The sequence below is a fragment of the Vibrio sp. 10N.239.311.G01 genome, from assembly GCF_041465805.1.
Classification (GTDB): domain Bacteria; phylum Pseudomonadota; class Gammaproteobacteria; order Enterobacterales; family Vibrionaceae; genus Vibrio; species Vibrio crassostreae_C.
This window is the reverse complement of sequence record NZ_JBFSRM010000041.1, coordinates 1-21,540: the sequence shown is the minus strand read 5'-3', so window position 1 is coordinate 21,540 and position 21,540 is coordinate 1. Positions and strand designations below refer to the sequence as shown.

15 protein-coding genes and 5 pseudogenes are annotated in these 21,540 nt (G+C 42.2%); 12 read left to right on the top strand and 8 right to left on the bottom strand.

What is annotated here, in order from left to right:
- Positions 1-267 (top strand): annotated as a pseudogene (locus AB6D06_RS21325) (IS4 family transposase); the annotation flags it as partial.
- Positions 268-286: 19 nt separating this feature from the next.
- Here AB6D06_RS21325 and AB6D06_RS21320 read toward each other — a convergent pair.
- Together AB6D06_RS21320 and AB6D06_RS21315 are read right to left on the bottom strand one after the other, a co-directional pair.
- The gene (locus AB6D06_RS21320) at positions 287-1,372 is read right to left on the bottom strand and encodes a ParB family protein (RefSeq protein ID WP_017102337.1); all 1,086 of its coding nucleotides are present in this window, start codon (positions 1,370-1,372) and stop codon (positions 287-289) included.
- On the bottom strand, positions 1,372-2,571 hold the full coding sequence (locus tag AB6D06_RS21315; RefSeq protein WP_016800054.1) for a ParA family protein: 1,200 nt from the start codon (positions 2,569-2,571) through the stop codon (positions 1,372-1,374). Before AB6D06_RS21315 ends, AB6D06_RS21320 begins: the two co-directional genes overlap by 1 nt.
- Positions 2,572-2,809: 238 nt before the next feature.
- Here AB6D06_RS21315 and AB6D06_RS21310 point away from each other — a divergent pair, with 238 nt between their 5' ends.
- From AB6D06_RS21310 to AB6D06_RS21290, 5 genes are all read left to right on the top strand, one after another.
- Complete coding sequence (locus AB6D06_RS21310; RefSeq protein WP_017102338.1) at positions 2,810-3,934, top strand: carbohydrate porin; 1,125 nt, start codon at positions 2,810-2,812, stop codon at positions 3,932-3,934.
- Between the two features lie 146 nt (positions 3,935-4,080).
- Positions 4,081-5,325, top strand: a complete 1,245-nt coding sequence (locus tag AB6D06_RS21305) for a DUF3440 domain-containing protein (protein WP_102428347.1) — start codon at positions 4,081-4,083, stop codon at positions 5,323-5,325.
- A gap of 5 nt (positions 5,326-5,330) precedes the next feature.
- Entirely contained in the window at positions 5,331-5,969 is a 639-nt protein-coding gene (locus tag AB6D06_RS21300) for a ParB/RepB/Spo0J family partition protein (protein ID WP_017102340.1), read from the top strand.
- Between the two features lie 278 nt (positions 5,970-6,247).
- On the top strand, positions 6,248-6,514 hold the full coding sequence (locus tag AB6D06_RS21295; protein ID WP_229648116.1) for a transposase: 267 nt from the start codon (positions 6,248-6,250) through the stop codon (positions 6,512-6,514).
- A 690-nt stretch (positions 6,515-7,204) separates the two neighbouring features.
- Positions 7,205-8,485: an aromatic amino acid transporter gene (locus tag AB6D06_RS21290; RefSeq protein WP_229648117.1), complete on the top strand. Its 1,281-nt coding sequence runs from the start codon at positions 7,205-7,207 to the stop codon at positions 8,483-8,485.
- Between the two features lie 1,232 nt (positions 8,486-9,717).
- Here the strand turns inward: AB6D06_RS21290 and AB6D06_RS21285 are convergent.
- The 5 genes and pseudogenes from AB6D06_RS21285 to AB6D06_RS21265 all read right to left on the bottom strand — a co-directional run.
- Positions 9,718-9,947, bottom strand: a pseudogene (locus AB6D06_RS21285) (type II toxin-antitoxin system RelE/ParE family toxin); the annotation flags it as partial.
- Positions 9,938-10,171 (bottom strand): annotated as a pseudogene (locus AB6D06_RS21280) (prevent-host-death family protein); the annotation flags it as partial. The pseudogenes AB6D06_RS21285 and AB6D06_RS21280, both read right to left, overlap by 10 nt.
- Positions 10,172-10,277: 106 nt before the next feature.
- The gene (locus AB6D06_RS21275) at positions 10,278-10,640 is read right to left on the bottom strand and encodes a hypothetical protein (RefSeq protein ID WP_016800046.1); all 363 of its coding nucleotides are present in this window, start codon (positions 10,638-10,640) and stop codon (positions 10,278-10,280) included.
- A 272-nt stretch (positions 10,641-10,912) separates the two neighbouring features.
- Complete coding sequence (locus tag AB6D06_RS21270; protein WP_016800045.1) at positions 10,913-11,305, bottom strand: Rid family detoxifying hydrolase; 393 nt, start codon at positions 11,303-11,305, stop codon at positions 10,913-10,915.
- Positions 11,306-11,626: 321 nt separating this feature from the next.
- Positions 11,627-12,454: a CPBP family intramembrane glutamic endopeptidase gene (locus tag AB6D06_RS21265; protein ID WP_016800044.1), complete on the bottom strand. Its 828-nt coding sequence runs from the start codon at positions 12,452-12,454 to the stop codon at positions 11,627-11,629.
- Positions 12,455-12,838: 384 nt separating this feature from the next.
- On the opposite strand from AB6D06_RS21265, the pseudogene AB6D06_RS21260 reads away from it, so the two are divergent.
- The 6 genes and pseudogenes from AB6D06_RS21260 to AB6D06_RS21235 form a co-directional block, all read left to right on the top strand.
- Positions 12,839-12,954, top strand: a pseudogene (locus AB6D06_RS21260) (IS3 family transposase); the annotation flags it as partial.
- A gap of 871 nt (positions 12,955-13,825) precedes the next feature.
- Positions 13,826-14,309, top strand: a pseudogene (locus tag AB6D06_RS21255) (integrase core domain-containing protein); the annotation flags it as partial.
- Positions 14,310-15,887: 1,578 nt separating this feature from the next.
- Complete coding sequence (locus AB6D06_RS21250; RefSeq protein WP_102258285.1) at positions 15,888-16,397, top strand: hypothetical protein; 510 nt, start codon at positions 15,888-15,890, stop codon at positions 16,395-16,397.
- 697 nt (positions 16,398-17,094) lie between these two features.
- Entirely contained in the window at positions 17,095-17,685 is a 591-nt protein-coding gene (locus tag AB6D06_RS21245) for a transposase (RefSeq protein ID WP_338390936.1), read from the top strand.
- On the top strand, positions 17,631-17,753 hold the full coding sequence (locus AB6D06_RS21240; RefSeq protein WP_198592117.1) for a transposase: 123 nt from the start codon (positions 17,631-17,633) through the stop codon (positions 17,751-17,753). Before AB6D06_RS21245 ends, AB6D06_RS21240 begins: the two co-directional genes overlap by 55 nt.
- A 1,079-nt stretch (positions 17,754-18,832) precedes the next feature.
- The gene (locus AB6D06_RS21235; RefSeq protein ID WP_372111759.1) at positions 18,833-19,819 is read left to right on the top strand and encodes an Ig-like domain-containing protein; all 987 of its coding nucleotides are present in this window, start codon (positions 18,833-18,835) and stop codon (positions 19,817-19,819) included.
- Positions 19,820-20,404: 585 nt separating this feature from the next.
- On the opposite strand, the gene AB6D06_RS21230 is transcribed toward AB6D06_RS21235, so the two are convergent.
- Positions 20,405-21,298, bottom strand: coding sequence for a dihydrodipicolinate synthase family protein (locus AB6D06_RS21230; protein ID WP_017100374.1), 894 nt, complete (start codon positions 21,296-21,298; stop codon positions 20,405-20,407).
- Between the last annotated feature and the right edge of the window lie 242 nt (positions 21,299-21,540).

Below are 21,540 nucleotides of genomic sequence, written 5' to 3'. Positions count from 1 at the left end.
TCTGCTTCAATTTAAAGGGAAATTACCTTCCTTATCAACTGAGTTTTAACGGCACATTAGCTCATGTATCGGCGTTACTTGTAGGCTTACCTTACTCAACACCAGGAGCAATACCTCGTCAGTTAAAGGGGTTTCACAACATGGCTGAAAGCTTAATACTTGAAGGGCGAAGGGAAAGAACATTCCCTAGAACAGTTAAGCCTAGACCACAGCCGGTATGCTAAGAACAAAAATGCCGTTCACTCACAAGTGAACGGCATTACCTAATTTGAGAGCCTTTATCTTTTTATAAAGTTGATTGGTGGTGTTTACCTAACACTGATTGGATAGCTTTATCGAGTTCAGCTTGGACATCCTTTGATAAGCGACCAAATTCATACGAAAAGTTTCGACCTTTAACACGCTTACGAGCAAACATACCTTTACTGTCGAACTCTGCTAGAGGAGTAATGACAGCTTTGTCCAATTCTTGCTTGGCTTCAACGATCTTTAACTCAACTTTAATGTAAGCAATCAGAGCGTCTTTAGCGTCTTCTTGGCTCTGCTCAGCCTGAGCGTTGACAGCATTATCGGCTATTTTTTTAATGAAGCTGCTCAAGGCTTTCTTGTCATCGGCGAACGCTTTCATCACCTTAGCCAAGAGGGAGTAATCAGCATGAGACAAGTCGTTAACGACAGGGAATAGGGCAATCAGCTTACTGTCAATACTGGCTGCTTTCAGCGCTCGACCTACCGCTTGACGGCTAATATTTAAGATTTTTGCCGCATCTTCTTGAGTTAGCTCACCGTTCTTCATCAGAGTTTGACATTGCAAACCAATTTCACGCTGGTTGTGCTCTTTGGCGGTTTGCAGCTGCTTAGCCAGCGCTTTGGCATCGGTGGTAGAAAGCTCGTTTTGAGTGACTAGAATTCGGAATGTTTTTACACGACCTTCTTGAAATAAAAACCAAGCACGACGGCGAGAGCCATCAAGAATATCAATGCGACCATTAATTTCTCGGCCAACGGCTGGATAGAACTGCTGAAACTCTAACGAGTTCAAATCTTCCAATGATTCTTTGGTTAACAGAGACTGGTCACGACCATTAACATCAAAGGTCACAAATGAGTTCTGCTTAACTTGTTCGTGTGACAGTGTAACTTCATTGAAAGTGGCAGTTGAACCAGAAGCTAATTGCCAAACCATTTTCTGGCCAACAGACTCTAATCCAAACTTAGTTCTAAGGTAGTCTTCAGCGTTTTGCCCGCTTTTCTCTAGCTCGGTGCTGAGTTGACTTGTTAGAGTGTCTAAATTTGCTTTGGCCGCTGATTGCTGCGCTTGAGCTGAACCAGGAGCATTGCCTAAAGGGCTCCCGCCACGTTTCTTCGCCATTATTTGTTCTCCTGTTCACGCCAAACGTTCAGAATATCGCGCAAGATCTGACTTGTAACTTCATAGCTGTTTTGTTGCGCGCTTTGGAAAGTTGCTTTGCTTTTCGGGTATTCACTTTTCGACATATCAAACACCGTCGAGAGTAGGGAAGATGACTGACGAACGGCCTCACTATGCTTAAACTCTTTTGAGTACAAGTAAGGAGAGAAGTTGTCGTACAGGTTGTTCATTAATTCGGTAGTGGTTGAGCTATCACGATGGTTAGTCAGTAAGATCTTCATGAAGTCGTAGCCTTCATGGTTGGCGTTCTCTAACAGGGCCCACACCTGAGGAATGTAGCTGAAGTAAGAGCAGGTAGCATCAATGTCGTTTTCGGTAATCGACAATGGGAAGACCACATTCGTTGCGGCAAAATACGCATTGAAGGTTGCATAACCTAGTGAAGGAGGGGTGTCGATAATAATGATATCAAACTCATCTTTTACACTATCGATGATGTCTTTAAGTAGTGAATAAGGTGAATTTAAGGTTTGACTGAATACTTGCTCATGAAACCAGCCTTCCATCGCTCGGTCACTTTGCGCGGCAGGCAAAATGCGCAGGTTTGGAATGGTAGTTTCAAGAAAGGCTTCAGAGATGACTTGATCAACGGTTTCGCCTTCATCGAGGTCGAACGTTTTCATCATCAAGTCACCAACAGACAAGTTACCTTCTTGCTCGGCTTCGGGCGCGTAGTACATCGATAGCGTGGCTTGGCCATCCATATCGATTAGACCAACACGATACTCTTGATGAAACTCGGTCGCTAAACCTGATGCGATAGTCGCGGCAGAAACGGTTTTACCAACACCGCCTTTTTGGTTCTGGATAACCATCACTTGCGCCTTTTGCTGCTCACTGCGTATGAACTTAGCGTCTTTACGTAGATTATCTGGTAGTAAGTTACGTACCTTGTACATTTCCGCGATATCGATCGACCATTGTGAGTCTTCATGACGACGGGGATCTATCGCAGCGGCGGTAACATACCGATCAAGCGTTTTTGCATCAATGCCAAGGTAGGCCGAGGCTTCTGCTCGGGTAAAGTTACGCAGCTCTTTGCGATGATTGGCCAGTAAACGTTGATTACGACGCTGAATGTAAGCGTCTGCACCGATTTTAAGCGCTTGAAATGTGTTTGTAGTGTTTTGATTATCCATTTCTGCCTCCGGGTAGGGATAAGAAATAGTATATACCTCAATTTTTGATGTTGGTATAAAAAATTGAGGTGTTTTCGATTTTAAATAAATGATTGTGACAGGTTGATAAAGGAGAGCGCTTAAATTACCTATTAATTACGAGTATTCATTTTTCAAATCCCTCTTAATAACTCCTGACTAACAATGAAAGTTGAGCTGAGTCGTACAACTTCGATGAAAAAAAAAGGAAGTTATTGATATGATTGAGAATGTAGCATTTACGAAAAAGACTAAGCGTTTTTGGCTAACGCTTGTGGGATCGGTTGTGTTTGTTACGCCAACGTTGATTCATGCGGCTGAAGACCAGGATTTAAAGGGAGCTGTGGATTATTATGTTTTTGGTTTAACGTCCAGTGAGAGCTTGCCGAACAAAGACAGCAGTGCGGCAGCTGGTATTGCACGGATTACATTGAATTGGCGAGCTTACCAAAAAGAGAGTGATACCGGAGCTTTGCAGCTGAGGGTTGATCATAAGCACGGTTATACAGAGAGTACGCCCTCTGAATTTGTCATGGAGAATGTCGGAGGGTTTGGTGTAATCCAACCAGCTTTTAGTGATATAGGTTTAAGGTTAACGAATCTTTATTGGACACAAACCTTTAATAAACAATCTACTGATATGATGGTTGGTTTTTTAGATGCAACTGATTATGTTGATACTTATCAGTTGGGTAACCCTTACTATGGTTTTTCTAACTTACAGTTTAGTACCGGTTCCGGTTCTATCCCAATCCCAGATGAATCAACATTCGGCGGCGTTCTACGCCATATGATGTCGGAAAACTATTATTTTTATGCAAGTTTCTCTGATGCAAAAGCTGATTCGACTAAGCCTTTCGATGGTGTTGAACAGTTCATCAATGATAATCAATATTTTAAGTCCCTAGAAATAGGTTGGGTGGAGTCGAAAGACGATTTTTATTTGAAGAATTCACACCTAACAGTTTGGCACAGTGATGGAAAAGAGAAAGCTAGCGAAAACTATGGCGCAAATTGGTCGTCCATATATAAAACCGGCTCATGGATACCATTTTTCAGAGCCGGTGTCGCGCAAGGACCTGAGGCTCTATACAAATCTTCGGTCGTGTTTGGTACTGGGTATGAGGCAGGACCTGGCATGCTAGGCATCGCCTTGGGTTGGGCTAAGCCCAACTCTGCTAATGTAGCTGATGACTCTTACAACTCTGAAATCTATTACCGAATGAACTGGGGTGCGCTCTCGTTAACTCCTAATGTTCAATATCTTTATTCTTTACCGAAGAACTCAGAAGCTGATGACAGTTGGATTATTGGTTTAAGAGGTAATCTTCACTTTAGTTTCTAGTCTCTCAAAGCTCTCCCGAGCTTGAAATTCGGAAGAGCTTTTCTTCAATATTGCCCTTATAAATAAATTAATTATTAATAATTAATTTATAAAAAATGCAAAAGTTATTTATTTTTATTTGAGTAGTTAATGACATTGTGGAAATCATGATTGCCAGTAAAAAAAGAAGAGAAGGCGATTTCTCTCGAGATAAAATTCAGCAAAAATACAATGTGCTTGAAGGCGCTCGACAAAGAATTTGCTATCTTTTCGACAACTTTAACCATTTCTATGTTTCCTTCTCTGGAGGGAAAGACTCTGGCGTCCTTTTAAATCTGACTATTCAAGAAGCGAAAAAGCGTGGTCGATTACCTGTCGATGTACTCATCGTGGACTTTGAAGCTCAGTATCATGAAACTCATGCCTTCATTGAGCGCATGGTACTGGACGGAGAAATTAACCCCTATTGGGTTTGTTTACCGCTCAGCTTAAGGAATTCAATCTCACAGTTTCAGCCTAAATGGCTTTGTTGGGATCCTGCTAAAGAAGCGCAATGGGTCAGGGACCGACCACCGCATAAAGGCGTGATTTCAAACCCGGATGTATTCCCTTTTTTCCAAAACGGGATGGAGTTTGAAGACTTTGTTTTTAAGTTTGCTCATTGGTACCAAAAGGAAAGGGGTGAGCCAATCGCTGTGTTAATCGGTATACGTGCTGATGAATCTTTACATCGCTTCAATACCATTAAAAATAGGTCCAAAAAAAAATTTTCAGATAAATATTGGACGACTAAAATGCAGCCAAATGTGTATATGGCTTATCCCTTATACGATTGGAAAACTAAAGATATTTGGGTTGCGAATTACCGCTTTAGTTGGGATTACAACCGTATTTACGACTTAATGCATAAGGCCGGCGTCCCTCTTTCACAGCAGCGGCTTTGCCAACCTTTTGGCGATGAGCAAAGAAAAGGGCTGTGGCTATATCAAATATTAGAACCTGATACCTGGCAAAAATTAGTTGCCAGAGTAGAAGGATGTAACTTTGGTGCTCGATACTCAAAAAGTCAGGGGCGTATCCTTGGTTATTATCGCTTTGAATTACCACCGGGGCTTAGCTACCGGCAATACAGTAAATACCTTCTGAAAACCATGCCGCCACATGTAGAAAAACATTACCGAGACCGAATTTTTAAGTTCTTACAGTGGTGGCGTAAAAACGGTCCTCAAAAAGGAGTGACCTGCATCCCTGATTACGCAGAGAGTAAATTGGAATCTAGGAAGCAAGTTCCTAGTTGGAGAAGAATTTGTAAAGTACTGATTAAAAATGACTATTGGTGCCGAGGACTCTCTTTTGGGTACAACAAGTCCTTAGCAAAACAATACCATGCCCTCTATGGAGAAGAAGAGTGATACGAATGGAAAGTGAACCTACTCTAGCTTATCAGCATCGCACCAAGAAGCCGTTGAAATCTATCAATAACACGGACAAACAAGTCATTGATAAGGTCGCAATTTACAATAAAGCAGCCAAAGTACTCATCGAGCTTATTCCTGATTTACCGCCAGCTTGTCATGTTGAAATGATCCCACTTGATGAAATAGAAGCTAATCAATACAACCCAAATAAAATGGCGCCTCCAGAAAGCAAACTCCTAAAAACGTCGATGGAGAAAAATGGTTTAACTATGCCTATTTTGGTTAATCGTTTGAATACTTCGGTCAAAAAATACGTTGTCATCGATGGGTTTCATCGTTATCAATTATTATTGAACCACCCAGAGCTGCAAACCCTAACGGGGTACATCCCCGCGGTGGTCCTTAATTTGCCTGAAGAAAATTGCATATCGACTTCTGTTCGCCATAACCTGGCGCGTGGCTCACACCAAGTTGAACTGATTGCAGATCTGATTATTCAACTCAAAGAGATGGGATGGGCAAATCATAAAATTTGTTACGAATTGGGAATGGATAAAGATGAAGTTCTACGATTACAGCAAGTCACAGGCCTCGCTGCTGCCTTTAAAGATCAAGAATTTTCACAGTCCTGGGAGTAATTGATTTTTTAGCAATCACGCCGTAAACCCTCGCCAGCTCTGAGGGCGGGGAGATAAGGCGAAAGTGCGATAGCACTTTAAGATAGACAGCCCGAAGCAGTTGATATACGACTGTTCATGAATACAGTTAAGGATTTTGAGTGTTAAGAGCAACTAAGGCACGCATTTACCCAACGTAAGAGCAATCTGAGTTTTTAATAGCTCAGTTTGGCGTTGTGCGTTTTGCGAACCACAAAGCTCTACATTTAAAGTCGCATATGTACCGCAAGCTTCCGAAAATGAAACCTGTAGAGGCGAACATTCACCGTGAAATTGTAGGTAAAGTTAAAAGTATTACTGTCAGGTTGAGTAAAACAGGTAAGTTCTACGCATCTATCCTTGTTGATGATGGAGTGGAAGCGCCTAGTTTGCTTCATACAGTGAGTAAGGTGACAGGTATTGATCTTGGTCTGTCTCACTTTACTATTGAATCGAACGGCAGAAAGACAGCTAACCCCAGATTTATAAAGCGTGCTGAGAAGAACCTCAGACGTAAGCAGAAGTAGTTATCTCGTAAAGCTAGATTGCTATTAGCTAAATGCGATGAAAAAGTCGCTAACGCTCGCGCTGATTTTCAACACAAACTCTCTCGAACTCTCGTAGACAAAAACCACGCTGACCCCCCAAAAGATAGACGTTATTCTGTTAAGTGTAAGTGGTCAACATTTCGGACACTGATTTAAGCCTATTTTCGGCATTTACTGGCGACAGCCCATGAGTTGCGTGCTGAGGCCGAGGCCGATTGTAGTAACTCATCAAGTAATAGCTCATATCTTTCCTTGCCTGAAATTGTGGCATCAGGCTTATCTGATAAAGACCATTCCACAACGCGTCGGCTTAAGTAGGTCTACTTCGAACCAGACCCAATCTAAGTAAGATCATCGCGTCTAGCCTCTCCAATTTTGCATGTTTATATCGATGCGAACCTGGCTGATTACTCATTAACCAGCTTCACGCATTCTCTGACGAACCTTAAATCCCCCCCGATTTTGACACCTTCTGCACTCAACATCGAAACAATATTTTTTAGTTAGGTTAACTAGGTAGAAATATTAGGCTAATTTAGAATTTAATTAATATGTCATTCCTAAAATTAAGTTCTAGATTCTAGGTTCTAGCGCTTTTTTGTGCCTCCTAGCTTGTAAGGGGAGCAGTCTAAAAGAGCAATTGAACTAACGAAAGAAAGGTATTTATTTATGTCTAGTATGAAACAGGTAAGGAGCACAACCCCGCCTTCAATGATTGGAGGAGCCTGTATTGTCGCTTGTATTTGCGTCGGCGCTGGTATGCTTGGACTTCCCGCTGCAGGGGCTGGGGTCTGGACCATCGGTGCTTTAATGGCTTTGCTCTTCACTATGCTCATTATGACAACCAGTGGTTGTATGTTACTCGAAGTTTTAAAAGATTATCCATACAGGTCGTCTTTTTCTTCCATCACAAAAGATTTGTTAGGAAAAGAGGTTAATTTTTTTAATAACTTAATGATCTACTTTGTGGGAGGGATTTTACTGTACGCTTACATCACTTCATCTGGACTGATCATTAAGGAGTACTTTGGCCTTTCCCCTAAACTAGCTTCTATCCTTTTTGTGCTTATCTTTTCTGGACTAGTTTGGCATTCAACAAAAACAGTTGACCGCATTTCCATGGTGTTGATGCTATTTATGATTATCAGCTTTATTTTTGGGACTGCTGGCCTTTGGTTTAATGTTAATCTTGTTACTTTGTTGGATACTGCTCACTTAAAGTTTGAGTATGCGCAATACGTATGGGGGTTTTTCCCTATTGCTTTAACTTCATTTGGATACCAGCACAGCGTCTCCACTCTGCGAGACTACTACCTTGATGAAAGGCTCGCACAAAGGGCGATTGTAGGCGGAACGCTCATGGCGTTCTTTATCTACACCATTTGGCTATTAAGTATCTATGGTAATTTACCAAGAATTAGCTTCGGCCCTATAATTGCAGAAGGTGGAAATATAGACATCTTACTCATCAGCTTAAAAGCAGTGTTGGCTGAAGAAACCCTATCAAATGTCATTAGTGCTTTTTCAGCGGCGGCCATTTTGTCGAGTTTTATTGGGGTAGGGTTGGGTGTGTTTGATTTTTTGGCCGATCTTTTTCAATTTGATGCTACCTCCAAAGGAAGAACCAAGACCTGGGCGGTTACATTTATTCCGCCTCTTATTTTTTCTCTTCTTTTTCCTTTTGGTTTTCTTAGCGCAATTGGTTATGCAGCGTCTGCCGCTGCGATTTGGGCATGTATCGTACCGGCATTGTTAGTAAGGAAATCGAGACTACAAAGACCAGCGTTTAACAACCTTGAAGAGAGTGAAGAAGATCAGAAAAAATCGAAGGCTTACCAAGTGCCTGGAGGAGAGTTGGTGTTGGTTGGTGTGTTTATCTACGGTGTGAGCATCATCGTTATCAACGTACTAGTCCTGTTCGAAGCGCTGCCCGTTTTTGACGGCGTCTAGCCTTATTAATTTTAAAATTACCCATCCAAAAGATTCAAATCACGGTCAAGGACGAGCAACCCGAGCGCTGAGGGGCGTGGTTATTTGCCGATCGAGCCCTATTAGGACGGTTTTAAAATAAACTCTAGCGGCAAAATCTTGGGTTCCGAGTAAATTTAAATAAAGTAAGCATGAACAAGAAGGATTAGTGATGAAAGTGAGTGTCTATATCGATCAAGTGTTGTTCAAACAAGCACTCAGAGCCGCCAAAAGCTCTGGACTGACCCCGTCCCAAACCATTGCCCATTGGGCGGCAATGGGTCAATTCATGGAAACCAAATCCCTCGGATCGCTGAGGCTCATACAGAGTGGCCCTAGAAAGAAGTAAATTTCCAGCGTTTTCATCGCTCTGGCGAAACCTTGGAGCCCCAGTAAACATCGTTAATAAAGACATTGAAAAGCCGAGCCAGCCCTCGGCCTTTCGATAGCGTTGCCGACGGAACTTGAATGTTCCGTACACAGATGGCCAGAGAAGAATGGCTCTTATGGATGTTTGAAATTCTTGAGAACCAAGTGATAGACAGAAACTCTGAAGCGCCGGCGGATTGCGTGGTGATTTCTGGCGCAATTTTACTCGACGTCCAAAAGAAATGAAGCGTTGGGAAGTATGAATAGAACTCCCCATGCTCCTTGGTGAGCGCAGTTAATTCGGGGACGGTTAGCTTTGCTAAATCCTTGCAATAACGGTCATATTGTCTACCAACACTGTCATTTTTCTCGCACCATCTTGTTGTCGAAAATTTGCATAATGTCCGTCCATCGGGGCATTCTACTCTAGCGCTTGAATGCTTTTTGCGTAAGACCGCACCACATTATATTTCATCTCATTAACGGTATAATTGAGTTTTTTAAAATCCAAACTTGGGGAAGAACTAAAATACTTACCGTTTGTGTCGCCAAGTTAAGCCTTCTATCACTTTAAGCAATCGCTTTTCGTATTGTTCCGCTCCGTCTCATTAAGTGAGCAACACATTTTCAGCGGTGGTGTTCGTGATAGTTAATAACGGGCTGATGAGCCTCTGGGCCTCAACAGAAAACGTCACTTTGCCTTGTTTTATAACGATAATTTTTCCCGTCTCAGCCGTATAGCCGTGGGGTCGTTCATTAAGGTAAACTGATCACGGTCGAGTACTTCAAGAGCGTCTTGAGACGTTTTTAGTTCAACGGTTAGTTCAGCTGAACTAAAGATGCACACCTTTAGCTTGGTAAAAAACACGGCAAGGATTAACCACGAATTCACGAGAATTGAGGTGTTTAAGATCAGGAGGAAGACGCCCAGACTCGGGAAATTAGCTGAGGCGTTCGACTCTTTCGAAGATGTTTTGAACGAGTTGTTTGGCAGCGAGCAGGTTTTCAAGGGCAATGTATTCCGCGAATTATTGAGAGTCGATAACGCGGGCTCACTCCAAATCCCTTCAGCCATTTTGACATTTTTCCTTGCTTCATCAGGACCCAGTGCTTTGCCTTTGAGATTGCGAGTTCACCGCCAGCAAGCCCTTCGAGAATAGCCAAACGGTTTTGCATAAACTGGTGTCCACATCAACCAGATACGTAGAGGGGGTCCCATGTTCGGTGAACAGCACTGGCTAGGTCTGTGAGGGTTTTGGTCGCTTGACGCTTAAGGGAAGTAACAAGCTCGACTTTCATGAGAAGGACTCCAACAGAAGACTCAAGTGATACTATTGAATCACTTGAGTCTAGTAAGTTTAGTGGAGAGAAATGCAAAGCGTTGGGAGTTACACTAAACAGTTTGTTATGCCTTTAATTGATAGGTCGCCTTTGAGGTGTATTCTGCCACACCTAAAATGCTAAAAACCCCGCCTATTGTTGTAAAATTGCACGCCCCTTCTTTTGCACAAGCAGAGAGGTTTTTATTAAACCAAGCTCTCGTAAAATAACCCGATTCTTTTAAATGTACGTAAGCGAACTGGAATTCAGAGAGAGTCACTCCTTTTTCATAGAAAGACGCTTTTTTAGAATGAGAGGGAATACGATAGATTAACGCCTCTTCACCTCTTCGTATGCCGAGACCTTTGATTACAAAGTCAGTTTTCATTTCTGGTTTTTGAATAACTCGACCTACTTCTTTAGCCAGTTCTCGGATGACCTTTTCCATTTTTCCTCCTGAGGTATAGATGGCCTTGTTAGGTGTCTTATTTTCGATGTTTTAGTAGTTCTACAACATGCTCTTTAATTTTGCTATCGCAAGGAAGTTGAGCACAGTACCTTCTTGAAACCAATAGAAGGTACTATCTAAGTTTGATTTTAAGGAATCAATTTGCTCAGTAGTTAAGCGTACCAAATATGCTCTCATTCGGATTTTTCGCGCTGTTGATGACAATTACGACATAGGCACCCTGGAGCTAAAAAATTACGAAACGTTAACGGCTAAGGTGCGACAGCAACGGCCTCTATCTCAATCATGGCATTGAGAGGGAGTTTTGACACTTCGATACAGGTTCTTGCGGGAAAATAATTGGCACCATGTTTAATGAAAAAATCATTATAAATTTCATTCACAATTGAAAAGCTCACCATATCGGTAAGATAAACGGTTGTTTTCACTACGTCTGACACATCAGTATTCGCATGTAGCAAAATGGCTCTCATGTTCTCTAGGCATTGAGTCGTTTGTTTTTCAAGGCAGGATTTAACCATCAAGCCTGATTGTGAGTGAAGCGGTAGCTGTCCGGAAGTGAAAATTAGCCCTCCAGAAATCACCCCTTGAGAGTATGGGCCAATAGCTTTAGGGGCTGACTGAGTTTCAATTATTTTTCGCATATTATTTAACCATAGGTTTTTGATGAATCAACAAAGCTATAGGATTGGGTAAAAAAACACTTATTATTTAACTATAATTAAAAATGAGATTTGAAGGGAACGGAGAAGCTAGGCAAGACAATTGCTTGCTTAGACCACTCACTAACTTTTAAATATCCTTTCCTTACTCCCTCTTGGCAGCACTGTTTTCATTGTGAAAATCGCGTAGCGTTCATTTCACTTTTATGATGGAGGAGAAAAGTGGCTGACAACCAAAGCACGCTAAAACTCAACCAAGTGAATTTAAAATAAAGGCGTAAAGTAGACCGCCCCGTATAAACCTTACCTCTCCTTAAACCCTCTACGCTGATAATCAATAAATAGTGAAAAAATCACTAGATACCCCACTTGCAACGCAATAATACTAATATCAACCGCCTCCCAAGGGTTAAAGTGAAGCTGAGTGCTTAAATAATAGACAAGATCATAAAGTAAAATAAACAGGTTATGGCAAGCATGAATGACAATGACTACTCCTAGGCGGCGATATCGCTCAAAGACCCAACATAGAAACGCCCCAGACATAAATGCGTCCAGCGCCCACTGGTGTATTGAAGCAAATATTAAGCTTGAGAGTAATGCGGCGTTAGTAACCCCAAAAATGGACCTGAAAATAACAAACAACAAATAACGAAACAGGAGCTCCTCTATCACGGGAGAAATGAGCACACCGTCTAGAGCGCTTCGCAACACACTCGACCAATCAATTACTCCATCAGAGGCCGAAAATAAAGGGGTAAAATTGTAGGATTGGGCCTGCCAAGATCCCGGGGAAAACCAATCAAAAATAATATATTGAAGATAATTTGATACGGAATTTAATGAAATCACCCCAATCAATATCAACGCGCCTTCACCCCATGTACATACGTTTCTGGGCCAAGAGGTTAAGTACTGCTTCCAATGCTTATCTCGCCGAGCACTAACAAATAGCACGAAAAAAGCGATAACAGGTAGAAAATAGTAGGCGAAAGCAGAGTAGAGTGCTCGATCCAAAGTCGGATTTAATGCCCACTCTCGGGTAATGCTCAGGTAGTAATCAAGCAGGACATAACTTGGAAAGAAATAGCCTATGTAAACCACCACCACAGCTGAAATCATTAACCGCATCGTAAACTCCAAAAAATTAATAACCATAAGGCAGTTTTTGCCGCTTTTATCATGTTGGTCGTTTAAGCTCACTTCGCGAACGTGCTGCGCTGGTAAGGCTCACTATAACGAGCCCTTTGCAAGAGAGGTGCACTCTATCAAGCGAATCTGGGAGCTAGCTTTTAATCCCACGGCCTAGGGTTACCCCCCAAAATTTTCCAACCTTATGAAGAGTAATTAATAATTTCATAGTTAAATTCCCCCTCTATTTAACTGGAGAGCGAAACCAATGTTTTAGGTTTTAAAGGAGTTATCTTCCCAAATAAATTGAATGGAATGTTAGAGTTTTTTCTATGGTTTAATTATTTAATTATAGGTAATTAAATAAAAATTTAATTTTTTGAATCGGTCATTGAAGCAGCCCAATTCATGGATGTGGGTAAGTCTACGTGGGTTCGCCAACTAAAAGCAAAACGCCAGGAAAAACTCCGAAAGTCTCACTTAGGACGCCTGAACATTTAGGTTGGCTCATTTGTCCGGATTATACTTGTATCAGCCTCAGAGCAAAGCAAGTCGAGGTCTCATGCAAGACAAAAACGTGCGTAGAGATAAGTGCTCCCGATCTTACTCAAACAAATACGGGGAGCTGGAGGCGGTGCTTATGACGCGAGATTGCGCCGCTTTCTTGGAACGTGGTCACCCTAGAGCTATTGATTCTAGTTGCTATGAAGACTGGGATGAAAAAAGGGGCGAGGTTGGGAAGACATCAAAACTATACAAAGAACCCCCTACTTTAGTCGGTGGTTTAGGGCTAGAATCACAAGCGCGAGGGTTCAACCGTGAAGGGTCTGAGACGCAGGGGGCGCTGGCATACTGGTTCCTTCGCTGCCATTTTTGAGTCTTACACTCAAACCAGGACCTCGATTCGTCCCTGACCAGTAATTTATCCTGAGCGCCTAGACTCGCACGATAAACATATTACCGTATGTATTAAATAACCCTTTTAACTCCTTTTTTTTGTAAAACCAATATTTTCTCCGCCGAGGCTATTTAGGAATATTTTTGATGGTGAGTTGATAAACATCTTCCTACTCCCAGTATCGAAGCTCTCAAGACATGAAGATCCAGTAACTCTACATGTGAACACATTCACGTCGATTGTGTGAGTGGTGATACCTCCATCTTCAGCTGTCGTGACTGTCGTGCTGCCAACCGCAACCCCTGACAACCAGCCAGTAGGTGTCATCGTTGCCGTGCTCAGCTCATTCGACGTCCACGTCAAGGAATCGCTTACATCGTATGAAGTGTTATCGCTGTATGTTGCCGTCGCCATTAATGACCTTCCACAACGGAATTTATGAGGGGGTGACCGCAAGCGAGGTGAGGACCGCAGCGGTAAGCAATGGCTCTTCGGGAGCGAGAACTATTGCTGATCTGGTGATAAATCAAGGCGTAGCTCTGAGCCGTTATCTAGCAACAAAGCTAATGAAAACGCTTGGTTCGATTAGCTGTCAATTACCGAGACATCAGTATAGGAAAGCCTAAAGGGGCTACATTCCACAGCGAGCAAGACAGTCACTAGATGAGTAGAAAATATCGTCAGTTACTGTGGCGTTTTCAGATAAAACAAAGTTTATCTCGACGAGGAAATTGCTGGGAGATTGCTCCAATGGAACGTTTCTTTAGAAGCTTAAAGACGGAGTGGATCCCAACAGTAGGTTATCGTAGCTTTTCTGAGGCTCAACAATAAATTATCCAATACATCATTGGCTATTACAGCCAATTGAGGCCACATCACTATAATGGTGGCCTCACACCTAATGAATCAGAGAGATTGTCTTGGGTACCCTCTAAAACCGTGGCCAATTTCAGTTGACCACTACACATAGCAAAAAATTATAAGCAACCTACTTTTGTAGGTTTGATACTAGGATGAATAACTGTCCCATTAGTATGGGCTAGAGACACTGGTTCAGTTTCTAGAACTGTGCACTTAGGTCCTAAGCGCTTATATATTTTAGGATGCATCTGAGAGAGAATCGAGGTAAAACTTTTATAGTCAGGACTTTCTAAATGCACCGCGCGACAAGTTCCAATAGGAAAGTACGTATGTATTGCCTCAGGGGCTAAAGCCGAATCCTCATAGATGTCACTTAGCTTTACTTTTACCGGGTTCAACTCACATCCCTCAAACGTCCCATTTTTCTTGTACCTATAGTCACTAGGCTTCTCTGTTAAAGGATTAAAAGTATGGCCATAGTAAGAGTCTGTACAATTTCCTCCAATATACTTGTTGTCCTTGTCATAAAGACATAAGCGCGTACGCATGATTAAGCTGTTGTAGCAAGACGGGACTCTAAGATTTCTTACGGTGGTTTTCTTGCCTATTGGTATGAAACCACCTCTGGACCCCTGACAAGTTGCGCTCGTTCCACCGGAATCAAAATATTGATAACCCAACTTCCCACCTCTCAGAGAATCTAAAATGAGGTCATCAAGATAGGTGAGCTCCCGAGTATCTTTCTCTCTAAGTATAGGGTAGAGAAATGCTTGATCACTCAATTGTGGTCCCTCATAAAATGTCACGTAACTATTTGATAAATCGATCGCTCTAGCATTAAAGGAGAGAAAAAAACAACTCAAATAGAACAGTATTCTTGTCCTTGTGTACATATATTACTACCTTTGATTAAAATCAGTTAAACGAGGCTCCACCTAACTCTTAATGCAGACCGAATACTAATAAATTAACTATCAATTATGTTTTCCTTACAAGTGAGTCCAATCGAGTATTGAGAATGACATTTCTTTGATTTTACTAGTCTTTTAAATCAAAAATTTTGCGATTAGGTGGTGGGTTGGCATTAATTGAAGCGATAGCAAGATAAGAAAGTTTAGATTATTGTTATTTTTAGCCTGTATTTTGGGGGTGACAGGACCCCTGTAAAAGAGAAATTTGATATTAATGTAAATACAGTGTGGTTAAATCTACACCCCAACCCCTGCAATCGTGGGTCGGCTGACATTTTGGATTGATGAAAAAGTGATCCAACAATGGCAACGGACCAAGCAAGGTGATCGTGGAAGACCTCGTTTGTTTAGCTAATCACTTTACCGGAGCAAAAGGTAGCCTCATCACCCCTCTAGAATTGTCTGAGGCTGGCTTTGAGATGAAGAACGTCCTATTTCGAAGGCGTGGCCAGAACGCTTGCGCTTCCTCACTCCTTTCACTGACTTTAATTAAGTTCGAGTAAAGGCTTATTGTCTTATGTGCCTATTTCCCTTTCGACTCACATCATTTGATGGGCTCACAGGCTGTTAACCGTGATCGTTCTGAACCCCAATGACAAGGGTATATGAACGCTTCGCGCCCTTGTCCTTGAGAACCAAGAACGTTTGCCGGACAGCCAAGCGGCTCCATAAAAGTGATACTCAAACAGAAAGGAAACTCCTCATGGTACAACGACACTCAAGCCTAACTCTCTCTAAATCAAAGTTCAGCGACCAGCGTTTCGCCGCTGGGCACGAAAGCTCACCAAAAAATGATGTCTCTAGATCTTTGGCGGTCTTGAAGTTGCGCTATCAAGTCAAAAAGTGTCGTGATGAGGCGAAAAGAAAGTCTGATTGGGTTTCCAAAATCCAGCGTTTAAAAATGTTCAGTCGTCGTCAGTCGCCAGAGCAACAGGCTGATATCGCGTCGTTAAAAGGCCAAGGGTTCGTTGAAGCTATCAAGCAGCAGTTTCCGCAATTGGTGTCGCGTCGTTTTGCTTTCCATGAAATCCGTGACTTTTTCATTGAATTAAATGGCGCTGGCTTTGGTGAATGGTTTCTTCACGAGCGAGCGGATCACATTATTCTGTACACCACTTACGGGTCTGTGTTTCCAGCGTTGCGATTCGTGCAAACGGAGGAGGGGACGTTTAAGTGCTCAGGGTTTTGTTTTGATGTGCGTTTTGGCGTTTAGAGGGTCACATGAAAATACGTTCTACGGTTTCCTCTGACATATCCAGGCACGTGATTTGGGTGAATTCAATCGACTTCTTAATACTAAAGGCACCGGGGGGAGGGGTGAGTATCAGAGTGTGTGACTGTGCTACCACCATTAAACAAATGCGAGAAGACGACGCCTATGCGAAGAAAACGGAAAAGACGACAGAAACAACCTCCGAGCATCGCGCGTCGGCCAAAGGTTTACTCTCTTGTCTGTATAACGATTAAGGTCGGCTGATGCGCGACGGCATCAAACCCTCATAAGGTAAGGCCATCAATAGGTCTGAATTTTGTTTCGATATTCCAGTCGTTTTCGGCATTCAATCGGTTCGGGTTTGTTATACGAGCAACGCTTTTGCTCTTTGTGAGCACCAGGCGATTATGCGTATTGTAACTACCAAGCAACTTTGTCTTGGAGTGGTGATTTTTTCAAAACTTACTGAATCCTAAAAAGGACATCAAGCCACTACTTGCAGTTGCCAAGAAATCGCGTAAATACCACTGGTTGAAGCAAGATGATTCAACCGTCTTGCAGCAATCTGTACTCAATCGTCACCAAGCCTTTGATAACTTCTTTAATCCGAAGTTGAAAGCCAAGTACCCACATTCAAACGTAGACACGGTAAGCAATCGAGCTATCACTGTGTTGGTGTAAAAGTCTTTGATGGTGCATCAAACTCCCGAAAATAAAGCCTGTAGAGGCGAATAATCACCGTGAGATTGTAGGCAAGGTTAAGAGCATTACGTTAAGCAAGGTAACTGGTATTGATCTAGGTCTATTTCATTTTGCTATTGAATCGAACGGTAGAAAGACAGCTAACCCAAGATTTGTAAAACGTGCTGAGAAGAATCTCAGACGAAAGCAGCGTCAGCTATCTAGAAAAGCAAAAGGCAGTGCCAATCGAGCAAAAACTAGATTGCTCGTTGCCAAATGCCACGAAAAAGTGGCTAACGCTCGTGCTGATTTTCAACATAAGCTTTCTCGAACTCTCGTTGACGAAAACCAAGCGGTGATAATTGAGACATTGAAATCAACAAACATGATGAAAAGCCGCAAACTGGCGAAACACATAGCGGACGCCTCATGGCATAGTTTTGTCTTTAAGTTGGAGTACAAACTAAAAGAGCAAGGCAAATATCTAGTTAAACTAAATCAGTGGGATGCAAGCTCTAAACGTGCTGTTGTTGCGGTCATAAAGTGGAAGAAATGCCCTTATCGGTTTGCAAGTGGGATTGTCCATCAGGCGGCACTACAGACATAAATCGTGACTTAAACGCCGCCCTTAATATCCGTGATAAAGGCCTTCTAGAATTAAAGGCGGTTGGATAATCGTCTCTGCTTATGGAAGCTGCGTAAGTCTTGATACTATCGAGCAATGGCTAACGAAATAAGAAGCATCGCCCAATAGGCGGTGAGTAGTCACTTAGATAGATATGCTGAAAACCCAAGCAAACGAGGGAAGAGCTCCTAGTTTTTTAAGGACTTAATAGCATTTTTCTAGCTAGGCATAGACCTTCGGATCTTGTCACTTTGGGCAAAAAGTAAAAATAGAGTAAAGCAGATGATGGCAAGTCCTAAAGATATTCCTAGTATTAATAAGCTTTCTTCACATATTAGAGGTAAGGCTATTGATAAAAAAGCGAGCAGGACAACAAATAGTTCACATCCTCCCCCGAAAATAGGATGCTGATGACGAAATACTGCCCATTGATAAACCATTGTTGATAATCTCCTTGCAGCTGAGCTCAGCTTAGTTCTTTCTCTTTAGTTAAAATACGTTAACACTATCAATACTGTATGGGGGGGGATTTTTATTATTTATTTTTAATTAATTATCTGCCAATTTTAAACGCTAAAGTTAGTACTATTTGAAAGCGAAATACAGGGTTTATTCATGATTATATTTATAAATAAAGATAATTAATTAAAAATATAAAATCATTGCTTTATGTTAAATAATTGATTAATTATCTTAAATGATTGTCATTTCCTCTGCTATTAATCGAATTTATAAGAATCATTTTTAATTTATAACCATACTAGCTATAGCCATGAATAAAATTATCTCCCTTTATATATTAATTATACTCTTCTTGGCAGGTTGTAATTTAGAATTGTCAGAAGAGGTTGATGTAAAACCAGCAATAACATTAGAACGGATCGATATTAGCGTCTCCTCATCAGGAATTCGGGGAACAAGTAAATTAACGATGAGGAAGGGGAACAAAAAAGCTTTCGTCGCAGTAGGTTATTATTCTGATCACTCTTCAAAGGTGCTAACTGATTTAAGCATTTGGCGCTCTAATAACAAGAACATTGGATATTTTGTAGAACCGGGACAATTAATTGGCAAAGCGTTAGGATTTATAAAGATCACAGCCACTAAAGATGGAGTCACCAGTAACACAGTGGACGTGGAGGTGACCAATGCCATCGTCACCTCGCTCACCGTCACGCCTTCACAGGTCTTAGTCGCGAAAGGTCAAACACAACAGTTACTTGCAACAGCGACCTACAGTGATGGGACCTCATCAGATGTCAGCCGTTCGGTCACGTGGACACCGGATGAACCACAGACAGCAACGGTCACGCCTACTGGTTTATTGTCTGGGGACACAGTCGCCACCACGACGGTTGAGGCTTTCCTAGACGGAGTCACCAGTAACACAGTGGACGTGGAGGTGACCAATGCCATCGTCACCTCGCTCACCGTCACGCCTTCACAGGTCTTAGTCGCGAAAGGTCAAACACAACAGTTACTTGCAACAGCGACCTACAGTGATGGGACCTCATCAGATGTCAGCCGTTCGGTCACGTGGACACCGGATGAACCACAGACAGCAACGGTCACGCCTACTGGTTTATTGTCTGGGGACACAGTCGCCACCACGACGGTTGAGGCTTTCCTAGACGGAGTCACCAGTAACACAGTGGACGTGGAGGTCTATGCATGTAGGAGTACGGGAGCTTCATGTCTTGACATCTTCGATACTGGTAGTGGGAAATTGTTTACAAATTCACCATCCAAAACGTTCCTAGATAGTAGAGGAGGCAGTACAAATAAAGGTTTTACACAAGAAATAGGAACTTCAGGTCCTACTGGGGATTTCTATATTTTCGATTGGAATAACGCAGATTCATTGTGTGACACATATAATTCCAAGAGTATTGCAGGACGAACCAACTGGCGTTTAGCTACTGTGAATGAGTTAAGGGGACTATTCAACACAAATGGAAATATGTTTACTGCTCGTGGCTGGGCAGTCAGGATAAATTACTGGACATCAACGTCTCGTGGTCCGGGCTATGCCAATATATCTCTCAGAAATGGTCACTCTGGGCTCACTATGCCGAGCGACGACTATCTTTACGCATCGTGTGTCTCTGTTCCTTAGCGGCAAACGTCTGAGTTTTAGATTTCTCTCTCAAAACCACCTACCTCGGTAGGTGGTTATATTAGTGATTTTAATAAAGTGCTTGGCAGGTACTTTAATACATTAGTTAGTTATCAAGATAAAACCTAGGCAGATAGATATTGAGATGAACTGGTAGTCTTCTTCGATGAAATAACCTACCAGAAGTGCCGAAGTATATTGATGATGTCAGCTAACTTAAATATCTTGGTTATACCTATTATTGGTATTGTTTCTGGATATTACCTTCTAAAAGAGGGTGTTTTAGGTTTTGACTTATTAGGTATAAGTTTTTTGTTGTCGGCAATTGCCATCTGTAGTGGATAAGGGCATTTGGCCAACAACATGCAGGGTGGTCGTATGGTTGTAATACTAGAAGTAATCCGCAAAGTCAGGATGTTCTATGGTTCGTAACTCAGAAGTGTCCAGCTTCGTGCTGACAGGGTAGATCACATTTTACCCGTGGCAGCTAGATTAGTAAAAACACTGACACGGTTTTGGTCCAAAGCTTGCCATCTTGATTTTGGGTCGAAAAATCCCGTAAGAAATTTCACTCTACATATAGTGTTAAGCGAGATCTAACTCTGAGATAATTTCTTGCAGAATGAGCTTGGATTCACTATCTAATCCTGTCAAAGGGGTTGGTAAACATGGGGATTCAGCATAGCCTAATATTTCTGCCGCACTGACCATCACCCTCATGGCACCGAGATTATCTGAGAACAATTGCCACAGTCTGTCATATCTTAGAGAGAGTTCTTTCGCTTGCGCAGGGGAAGAAATTTTGGCTTGCTTAAATAAGTATAGAGCGGTGAGTGGGAACAAACCTGCTAGGACGGAATACCAAACGTCACATCCTGCTTGAATGCCATTTGAAGCGAATACGTCACCACTAACTCCAATCGTTACATTGCCTGGCAGTAGTTTTCTGAGAGCTTGAACTCGGCATCCACCCTGATCTTCAAATTGCGCACCAGGGAACTTTATTGACTGCACCATTTTTAGCTTTGCAATCTCAGCATGGAGTTCGTGACTAAAGGTAAAATGGGTAGCAGCTGGGTTGTCGTATACACAGATAGGTACCGAAACGCTCTCCGATACACGTCGATAGAGTTCATAGACTTCTTCATCGAATAACCGATGATAAGAAATAGGCGCGAGTAAAAGACCTTTTACGCCGAGCTGCTCTGCTTGCTCAGCATTAGCAAGCACATCCCTTAATCGTAGCGACCCGATGCCAGCCAAGACAGGAATTTCTCCTGCCATTTCAACTGCTGTAGCAATCGCGTTATGTTTCTCTGATGCGTTTAAATACGGATATAAACCTGTTGACCCTAAGGCACATATAGAATCAACCCTTGCGTTAATTAAACGGCCAAGAATCTGACTATAAGCGGTCACGTCGATTCGTTCATCCGACATCGGGGTGATCGGGAAAGCACTGATTCCTTTAAATATCATAGATAAATTCCTTTCATTATGTGTGTTTACCGAGTGTTATGCGACCATAATGAGCCTATCGCAAATACATTAAACAGGATGGTAAAGATAGACAATGATCTGCACAGCCAAGACTGGACACCAAATTAAGTGACTTTCCATACCTGTAGTTATTCATGACTTTCTAATTTAGCAAAGGTACTGATTTATTTTTGTCCGTGCGACCTGAGGTCGTATGAAGCGTTGTTCACCGCTTAACGAGT